Here is an 8,813-nt window from a genome sequence, read left to right as displayed (position 1 = left end):
CCCGCCCGCGGTCGAGCTCCAGGATCCACTGCGACAGGTTGTCGAGGAAGTACCGGTCGTGGGTCACCGCCAGGACCGCGCCCGGGTACTGCGACAGGTGCTGCTCCAGCCACAGGACACTCTCCGCGTCCAGGTGGTTGGTCGGCTCGTCCAGCAGCAGCAGGTCGGGCTTGGACAGCAGCAGCTTGCACAGGGCCACCCGGCGGCGCTCACCACCGGAGAGCACCTTGACATCCGCGTCCGGCGGCGGGCAGCGCAGGGCGTCCATGGCCTGCTCGAGCTGGGAGTCCAGGTCCCAGGCATCCGCGTTGTCGAGTTCCTCCCCCAACTGGCCCATCTCGTCCATGAGCTCGTCGGAGTAGTCCGTCGCCATCTTCTCGGTGATCTCGTTGTAGCGGACGAGCTTCTGGTAGACCTCGCCAACGCCCTCCTGGACGTTGCCCAGGACGGTCTTGTCCTCGTTGAGCGGTGGTTCCTGCTGCAGGATGCCGACGCTGTACCCGGGGGACAGGAACGCCTCGCCGTTGTTCGGCTGGTCCAAGCCCGCCATGATCTTGAGCACGCTCGACTTGCCGGCGCCGTTGGGACCCACGACGCCGATCTTCGCCCCGGGGTAGAAGGCGATTGTGACGTCATCGAGGATGACCTTGTCCCCGTGCGCCTTGCGCACCTTCTTCATGGTGTAGATGAACTCGGCCATGGGCGCGATCGTAGAGCGGTCCGTGCTCGGCCATGACCGCGGTGTGGCTGAACGTACCCCCGCAAGCCTGTCAAGTCAGCGGCATCCTCCAGCCGGGGGAGTCCCCCGCGCGCTGTTCGACCGATCAACTCCCTTCCTGACGTCGAATCGGGCTCGGATCACCTTCTTCCATGCTGATCTCATCGCCTGACGAACATGTTCGCTCCGAACTTGTTCGCAACGAACATGTTCGTTACAGTAGTGTCGTGACCCCCCGTGAGAAGGCTCCGACCAGCCGGCGCGAACGTCCCGCGAAACCGGCGCTCTCCCGCGAGGGCATCGTCGCGACCGCCGTCGCCGTGATGCGGGCCGAGGGCCTGGAGAAGGTGACCATGCGCCGGCTCGCGCAGGAGTTGGACACCGGCCCGGCCTCGCTGTACGTCTACGTCGCCAACACGGCGGAGCTGCACGCGGCCGTGCTGGACGAGTTGCTCGGTGAGGTCGACCTCGACGCGGCGAGCGACGACGACTGGCGCGACCGGCTGGTGGAGGTGCTCACCTCCTACACCGAGGTGTTGTTCGCGCACCCGGCACTGGCCCGCATGGCGCTGTCCGTCCGGCCGCACGGCGAGCACTACCTGCGGCTCGTGGAGCGCCTGCTGGCCCTGCTGGCCGACGGTGGCGTGCCGCCGGAGCGGGCCGGCTGGGGCGTGGACGTGCTCCTGCTGGTCGCCACGGCGAACGCTGCCGAGCACGGCACCCGCGAACAGACGGGCGACCCCCAGGCCGAGTGGGACGCCCTCGTCCACGCCGTCCAGGAGGCACCGGCGGCGACCTACCCGTACGTCCACGCCCTGGCGGCCAGCCTGCAGGGCGGCACGCCCCGCGAGCGCCTGGCGTGGTGCTTCCACGTGGTCATCAGCGGCATCACCCACACGCCCATACCGGGCACCGACAGCTGACCCAGTGGTCGCGCCACGCCGTCGAGGTGACCGGCGCGAGGTGGACAGTCGGCCGTCGCCCAGCGACGCCGGAGCACGGCGACAAGCGCCGGGCCAACGCGAGCAGACCGTGGGGCCGGACCGGCCGTTCACCGCCTCAGTCACACCCGTGCCCCGGCGATCCGGGACACCAACACCAGACAGATCAACTTCTAGGGAGCTTCACATGACTTATCCCATCGCGATCATCGGAGGCGGCCTCGGCGGCCTCACACTTGCTCGGATACTGCACGTCAACGGCATCGAGGCCGCAGTCTTCGACCTGGAGCCGTCCGCGGACGCCCGCACCCAGGGCGGCATGCTCGACATCCACACCGACGCCGGTCAGCTCGCACTGCGCGCCGCCGGCCTGCACGACGAGTTCCGCACGCTGGTCCACGCCGGCGGCGAGGCCCTCCGGATCGTCGACCCGCAGGGCGCGGTCCGGTACTCCGAGGAGGACGACGCCACCGGCGACCGGCCCGAGGTGGACCGCGGCCAGCTGCGTGACCTGCTGCTGAACTCCCTGCCGGCAGGCACCGTCCGCTGGGGCAAGAAGGCGACAGCGGTCCGCGCCCTGGGCGGCGGCCGCCACGAGGTGACCTTCGCCGATGGCACGGCGATCACCACGGACCTGCTCGTCGGCGCGGACGGCGCCTGGTCGAAGGTCCGCTCGCTGGTGTCCGACGCCCTCCCTTCCTACACGGGCATCTCCTTCGTCGAAACCGATCTCCTCTCCGCCGACACGCGGCACCCGACGAGCGCCGCGCTGATCGGGGCCGGCTTCTTCTTCTGCCTGGGCGACCGCAAGGCCTTCCTCGCCCACCGCGAGACCGACGACAGCCTGCACGTCTACACGGCGCTCAGGACCGACGAGGACTGGCTCGACGGCATCGACTTCACCGACCCCGCGGTCGCCAAGAAGGCCGTCCTCGCGCACTTCGAGGGCTGGTCCGACGACCTACGCGCGCTGGTCGCCGACGCCGACGGCCCCGTGGTGCCGCGCCGCATCCACGCCCTGCCGATCGACCACCGCTGGGACCGCGTGCCCGGCGTGACCCTCCTGGGTGACGCCGCGCACCTCATGTCCCCCTTCGCCGGGGAGGGCGCCAACCTCGCCATGCTCGACGCCGCCGAGCTGGGACGTGCCATCGTCGCCCACCCCGGTGACATCGAGACGGCCCTGGCCGCGTACGAGCGGGATCTGTTCCCCCGCGCCGCCGAGTCCGCCGCGACCTCCGCCGCGAACCAGGAGCTGATCTTCGGCGATGACGCGCTCACGGCCCTGGTCGACCAGTTCGCCGGCCACCGCCGCAACCAGGTGCCCACCATCGCGGTGGTCCTCGCCAGCACCCGTCCCGGCCGCGTGGGCGAGACGGTCGCCCGCTGGGTCCTCGACCAGGCCGCCGCCCGCACCGACGCCCGCTTCGAGCTGGTCGACCTCGCGGAGGCCGACCTGCCGCCGCTCGACGAGCCACTGCCGCCGGCACTCGGCCGCTACAGCCAGCCGCACACGCACGCCTGGGCCCAGACGGTCGCGCGCTATGACGGCTACCTGTTCGTGACGCCGGAGTACAACCACGGCCTGCCGGGCGCCCTGAAGAACGCCCTCGACCGGGTCTACGCGGAGTGGCACAACAAGGCGGCGGCGTTCGTCTCCTACGGGCACGACGGCGGTGTCCGGGCGGTCGAACAGCTCCGGCCGATCATGGCCTCCCTCCAGATGGCCGACGTCGGGGCCCAGGTGAACCTGAACCTGCGTACGGACTTCGTCGACTACCGCGAGTTCAGCCCCGCCGACCACCAGAGCACGGCACTGGCCACGACCCTCGACCAGCTCGTCGCGTGGGCAACGGCCCTCGCGCCCCTTCGGGCGGCAGGTACGCCGACCGCGGCCTGAGCAGGAAGTTCTATGCCGCCTGGACCACCTCCGGCTGGGTGAGCGGCTCGTCGAGGCCCGCCTCGCCGGGCTCCTCCTGGAGTAGTCGCGCGGGAGGTGGATCGACCAGCTTCTGTTGGTGGGGCGAGACCGTCCGGTCCAGGCGGTTGACCTGGACCGTGTGGAGGGTCAGGTCCGGCCCCACCGCCTTGGCGTCCACCTCGAGGTCTTCGCGATGGGCGCCGCTCTCCGTGTCGTACTTGCGCACCTTCAGCCGGCCGCTGACCAGGACCTGGTCGCCCCTGCGGAGCGACTCCGCCACGTTGTCGGCCAGTTTCCGCCAGCACGCGACCCTCAGGTACATGCGATCGCCGTCCGCCCACAGGCCGTTCTCCTTGTCGTAGACGCGTTCCTGTGTCATCAGGCGGAAGTTGGCCACCTTGGTGCCGTTCGGGATCACGCGGGTCTCGATGTCGGTGACCACCCTGCCGACGACGGTGATCAGGGTCGAGTTGACGCTCATGGTGCTGTCCTTTCACTGGTGAGGCGCGGGTGCGCCGGATGGGTCCAGCGTGCCGTGCCGCGGCCGGGCGTGCGGGGAGTTACCGGCGGGTTGTGGATGGAGCGCGGGGCTGTGGACAGGTCCGACGGAGGCGCCTCCGGAACAGCCGCGGTGTCGGTGCGGTGTGGTACGGCACACACAACTGAGTGAGTTCTCACTCATTGACGTGAGTGAGAACTCACTCATATAGTTGGGCCATGGTCGAGGACGAGAAGCGGCGCCGGGCGCCGGCGATGAGCCAGGAGGAGCGGCGTGCGGCGATCGTGCGCAGCACCCTTCCCCTCCTGCTCGAACACGGCGGGAACGTCTCCACGAGCCAGATCGCCGCCGCCGCCGGCATCGCCGAGGGCACGGTCTTCCGCGCCTTCAAGGACAAGCAGGAACTCCTGCTCGCCTGCGTGCACGCCGGGATGAACTCCGAGGCGGAGGTCGCCAGGATCGCCGCGATCGGGCACGACGGGCCGCTCCACGCCCGGCTGACCGAAGGCGTTCGCGCGGTCAGCGGCTACCTGGACCGGGTCTGGTCCATCGGGCAGGCGGCGCGCAGCGGCGGGTTGGGGCCGGAGGCCATGCAGCGGCGCATGCACGGGGACGGCGAACCGCGCGAGCCAGGGCCGCCGCCCGAGTTCGTCCGCGTCTCCCAGGCCATGGGCCACCTGTTCGACGAGGTCACCGACAACCTGCGCGTCGACAAGGAGCGGGCCACGCGGATGTTGCTCAGCCTCGTCTTCAGCAACCGGATGCGTGCGAGCGGCTTCGGGGAGCCCATCGACGACCCGGCGGAGATCGTCGACCTGTTCCTGCACGGGGTCATGGACAAACCACACGGGGTCACAGACAGAGAAAAGGGGAACCACAGATGAGCGACATCATGATCGAGGCCGTCGACGTCAGCATGGCCTTCGGCGCCGTCACGGCGCTGGACGGGGTGAGCGTCCAGGTCCCGCGCGGGTCCGTGCTCGGGCTGCTCGGGCACAACGGCGCCGGCAAGACCACCCTGGTCAACATCCTGACCACCGTGCTGCCGCCCACCAGCGGCAGCGCGACGGTCGCCGGGTTCGACGTGGCCAGCCAGGGCGAGCTGGTGCGGGGGCGGATCGGGCTCACCGGGCAGTTCGCCTCGGTCGACGAGCAGCTCTCGGGCGTGGACAACCTGGTCCTCATCGCCCGGCTGCTGGGCGCCGGCCGGCGCGAGGCCAGGGTCAGGGCGGACGAGTTGCTGGAGCTCTTCGACCTCACCGGCGCGGCCAGGCGCCCGGCGAAGACGTACTCCGGCGGCATGCGCAGGCGGCTCGACCTGGCCGCGAGCCTCGTCGGGCGGCCGGACGTGATCTTCCTCGACGAGCCGACCACCGGGCTGGACCCGGCCAGCCGGATCGGGCTATGGGAGGTCGTCGAGGGGCTGGTCGATGACGGTACGACTGTATTGCTCACCACCCAGTACCTCGACGAGGCCGACCGGCTCGCCGACAGCATCACCGTGCTGTCCGCCGGCAGGGTCGTCGCCGCCGGCACGGCCGCCGAGCTGAAGGCGCAGGTCGGCGAGCGAGCCGTGCACGTCACGCTCGCGACCCGGCAGGACGCGCCCGCCGCCATCGTGAGCCTCGAGCGGCACGGCCTCGCGCCCGTGCTCGACGAGCCCAAGGGCGAGCTGCGCACGCCCGTCACCACCTCCGCGGACCTCGCGGTCGTCGTCCGCGCGCTCGACGAGGCCCACGTCGAGGTGGCCGAGCTCGCGCTGACCGAGCCCAGCCTCGACGACGTCTACCTCACCCTCGCCAAGAACAAGGCCGCCTGAAGGAGCCACCAAGACCACCGCGACGATGACCACACCGACCATCTCCACGGCGCTCCCCCGCTGGCGGGGCACCGGCCTGCTCAACCAGATCTCGATCCTCACCGGCCGCTCGCTGCGTGCCCTGGTGAACGACCCCAAGCTGCTGGTCCTCAGCCTGTTGCAACCACTGATCATGCTGCTGCTGTTCAGCCAGGTCTTCGGCAGCATGGCGGGCGGGGCGGCCTTCCCCGCCGGCGTCTCCTACATCAACTACCTGATGCCGGCGATCCTCGTCACCAGCGGCGTCGGCGCGGCACTGCAGTCCGGGATCGGGCTGGTGACGGACATGAAGAACGGCGTGCTCGGGCGGCTGCGCTCGCTGCCGGTCAGCAACGTCTCCGTGCTGGTCGCCCGCAGCCTGTCCGACCTGGTCCGCACGGCCGTCCAGCTGGTCGTCCTGCTGATCGCCGCCACGGTGCTGTTCGACTTCTCCCCCGCGGGCGGGGTGCTCGGCGTGGTGCCGGCGTTCCTGCTGGCACTGACCGTGAGCTGGGCCCTGTCGTGGATCTTCCTCGCCGTCGGGGCGTGGGTGCGCAACGCGGAGTCCATGCAGACGGTGGGCTTCCTCGCGATGTTCCCGCTGATGTTCGCCTCCAGCGCGTTCGTGCCCGTCGACGGCCTGCCAGTCTGGCTGCGGGTGGTCGCCACGATCAACCCGCTGACCTACGCCGTCGACGCCTCGCGCAACCTCGCGCTGGACATGCCGGTCGGCAACGGGGTCATCGGCGCCCTCGCCGCCAGCGTCGGGCTGCTGGTGGTGGGCGTCGTGGCCGCGGTCCGCGGCTTCCGGCGACCGCTGGCCGGCTAGGTCTGGTCGGACAGCTTCTTGAGCATCGCGTTGTAGGCCTCGCGATCCTCGTCACCATCGGTGTCGGCCCGGCGGTCCAGCCGCCGGGCCTCCCGGTCGTCCGCCCTCGCCCACTGGACGAGCAGCGCGACCACCACGATCAGCAGCGGCAGCTCGCCGGCCGCCCACGCGATCCCGCCGCCGAGCCGCTGGTCGGACAGCAGGTCGGCGGTCCACGGCAACGCGAGCCGCTGGTAGAACTGCTCGCCGATGACCGTCTGCATGCCCATCAGGATCACGCCGAAGAACGCGTGGAACGGCAGCGACGCGAAGACCATGCCGAGCCGGGCGATGTGCGGCAGCCGGCGCGGCGACGGGTCGATGCCGATCACCGGCCAGTAGAAGACGTAGCCGACCAGCAGGAAGTGGGCGTTCATCAGCAGGTGCGCCCAGTGCTTGTCCAGCGCCCAGTCGAACAGCCCCGAGAAGTACAGCAGGTAGAAGGACCCGACGAACAGCACGAGCGCCACGATCGGGTTGGTCAGGAACCGCGACAGCGGCGAGCGGACCAGCGCGAGCAGCCACTCGCGCGGCCCGGACACGCCGTCCCTGCCGGCCACCGGCAGCGCGCGCAGCGCGAGCGTGACCGGACCACCGAGCACCAGCAGCACCGGCGCCAGCATGGACAGCATCATGTGCGTCTCCATGTGCACGCTGAACATGGCTGGGGCGTACCGGCCGATGCCGGACGACGTCGCGAACAGGATCACCGCACAGCCCGCCAGCCACGTGACGACGCGTCCCATCGGCCACGCGTCCCCCCTGGCCATGAGCTTGCGCACGCCGAGCAGGTACAGGACGGCCAGGACGATCGCGAGCGTGCCGAAGATCAGGTCGAACCGCCACGCGGTCAGCAGGTTCACCAGCGTCGGCGGCCCGTCGATCGGGTAACCGAGGTCCCGTTCGACCTGGCCCGGCAGGTACGACAGCGGTGGTGGTGGGGTCCTGGCGAGCGCGACCGCGATGCCGATGGTGGCGAACATGACCAGCACCTCGACCGCGGCCAGCCGCACGAGCAGGTTGCCGGACCGCCCCTCCTGGATGGCCGTGACACTGCGCCTGCGGTGGACGTACCCGAACAGGCCGAGCAGCAGCAACGCCACGATCTTGGCGACCACCAGCAGGCCGTAGGAGTAGTTGAACAGCTCGCGGACGGGCACCCGCACCCAGGCGTTGACCACGCCCGACACGGCCATGGTGATCCAGCAGACCAGCGCGACCGCGGAGAATCGCGTCGTCGCGACCTTCAGCGCGTCACCCCGCGGGACGCGTCGCGCGAACACCATCAGCGCGACCAGGCCACCGACCCACAACGACGCGCCGACCAGGTGGAACACCAGGCTGTTGCTCGCGAGGTCGTGCTGGCCGCCGGCCGAGGAGTGGCCGGTCATGGGCACCGGCAGCACGGCGAACACCGCCAGCCCGAAGAGCACGGCCGTCCAGCCCCACGACAGCACGAGGAACCCGGCGATGGAGACGAACAGGGCGACCGCGGCGGTGAGCAGCCACGCCTTCGCCTGTTCGAGGTCGCCGACGAGACTGAACATCAGACTCGGGTCGTTCAGCATCACCGACACCGACCTGCCGACCACGTCGGCGGTCAGGAACGGCACCGACACGACCGCGGCCACGGCCCACAGCAGCGCGGACCAGGCGGCGGCTCGCAGCGCCGCGTACCCGCTCGCCGCGAGCGTGCCGGACTTCTCCGGTGCGACGAGGAACGCCGCGAACAGCAGCGAGCCGACGGTCAGCACGGCGCCGGCGTCCGCCGCGACACGCACGATCGCGCCGAGCTTCACGTCCAGCGTCGCGTCGGCCGTGGAGACACTCAGCAGCAGGACCGCGACCAGGGCCGCGAACGGTGCGGCGATGAAGACGAGCGGTAGGACACTCGGGCCCCGTCCAGGTGGGCTGTCGACGGACACGCCCTGAGGGTAGTTACCTCATGGCGGGGGCGATCTCCTGGCTCTCCTGTGCAACTTGCTCGTCCTCCCGGCGGCGGGCCGCGGCGGCCGCCAGGGCGGCCGGT

The 8,813-nt window shown here is 70.5% G+C and carries 8 protein-coding genes and 1 pseudogene; 6 read left to right on the top strand and 3 right to left on the bottom strand.

Annotated features, from left to right (window positions below):
- Positions 1-700: ATP-binding cassette domain-containing protein (locus tag ACJ73U_RS29920; protein ID WP_407781070.1), on the bottom strand; the 700-nt coding region annotated here is incomplete at its 3' end.
- Positions 701-945: 245 nt separating this feature from the next.
- Here ACJ73U_RS29920 and ACJ73U_RS29915 point away from each other — a divergent pair.
- The 3 genes and pseudogenes from ACJ73U_RS29915 to ACJ73U_RS29905 all read left to right on the top strand — a co-directional run bounded on the left by ACJ73U_RS29915 (position 946) and on the right by ACJ73U_RS29905 (position 3,559).
- Positions 946-1,641: a TetR/AcrR family transcriptional regulator gene (locus ACJ73U_RS29915; RefSeq protein WP_407781069.1), complete on the top strand. Its 696-nt coding sequence runs from the start codon at positions 946-948 to the stop codon at positions 1,639-1,641.
- A 205-nt stretch (positions 1,642-1,846) separates the two neighbouring features.
- Positions 1,847-2,971 (top strand): annotated as a pseudogene (locus ACJ73U_RS29910) (FAD-dependent oxidoreductase); the annotation flags it as partial.
- A 9-nt stretch (positions 2,972-2,980) separates the two neighbouring features.
- Positions 2,981-3,559, top strand: coding sequence for an NADPH-dependent FMN reductase (locus ACJ73U_RS29905; protein WP_407781071.1), 579 nt, complete (start codon positions 2,981-2,983; stop codon positions 3,557-3,559).
- Between the two features lie 10 nt (positions 3,560-3,569).
- On the opposite strand, the gene ssb is transcribed toward ACJ73U_RS29905, so the two are convergent.
- Entirely contained in the window at positions 3,570-4,061 is a 492-nt protein-coding gene (ssb, locus tag ACJ73U_RS29900) for a single-stranded DNA-binding protein (RefSeq protein ID WP_407781068.1), read from the bottom strand.
- A 236-nt stretch (positions 4,062-4,297) separates the two neighbouring features.
- On the opposite strand from ssb, the gene ACJ73U_RS29895 reads away from it, so the two are divergent.
- The 3 genes from ACJ73U_RS29895 to ACJ73U_RS29885 are packed head-to-tail and all read left to right on the top strand — an operon-like array spanning position 4,298 to position 6,745.
- Positions 4,298-4,963 (top strand): TetR/AcrR family transcriptional regulator, encoded by a 666-nt coding sequence (locus tag ACJ73U_RS29895; RefSeq protein ID WP_407781067.1) that lies wholly within the window; start codon positions 4,298-4,300, stop codon positions 4,961-4,963.
- Entirely contained in the window at positions 4,960-5,898 is a 939-nt protein-coding gene (locus ACJ73U_RS29890; protein WP_407781066.1) for an ATP-binding cassette domain-containing protein, read from the top strand. Before ACJ73U_RS29895 ends, ACJ73U_RS29890 begins: the two co-directional genes overlap by 4 nt.
- A gap of 25 nt (positions 5,899-5,923) precedes the next feature.
- Positions 5,924-6,745 (top strand): ABC transporter permease, encoded by an 822-nt coding sequence (locus tag ACJ73U_RS29885; RefSeq protein WP_407781065.1) that lies wholly within the window; start codon positions 5,924-5,926, stop codon positions 6,743-6,745.
- Here ACJ73U_RS29885 and ACJ73U_RS29880 read toward each other — a convergent pair.
- Complete coding sequence (locus ACJ73U_RS29880) at positions 6,742-8,709, bottom strand: cytochrome c oxidase assembly protein (protein ID WP_407781064.1); 1,968 nt, start codon at positions 8,707-8,709, stop codon at positions 6,742-6,744. The two genes, ACJ73U_RS29885 and ACJ73U_RS29880, sit on opposite strands and share 4 nt — an antisense overlap.
- Positions 8,710-8,813: the final 104 nt, after the last annotated feature.

The organism is Actinophytocola sp. (genome assembly GCF_045807065.1).
Taxonomy (GTDB): Bacteria; Actinomycetota; Actinomycetes; order Mycobacteriales; family Pseudonocardiaceae; genus Actinophytocola.
Note: the sequence above shows the minus strand (reverse complement) of the source record. Positions and strands in the feature narration are given on the sequence as shown.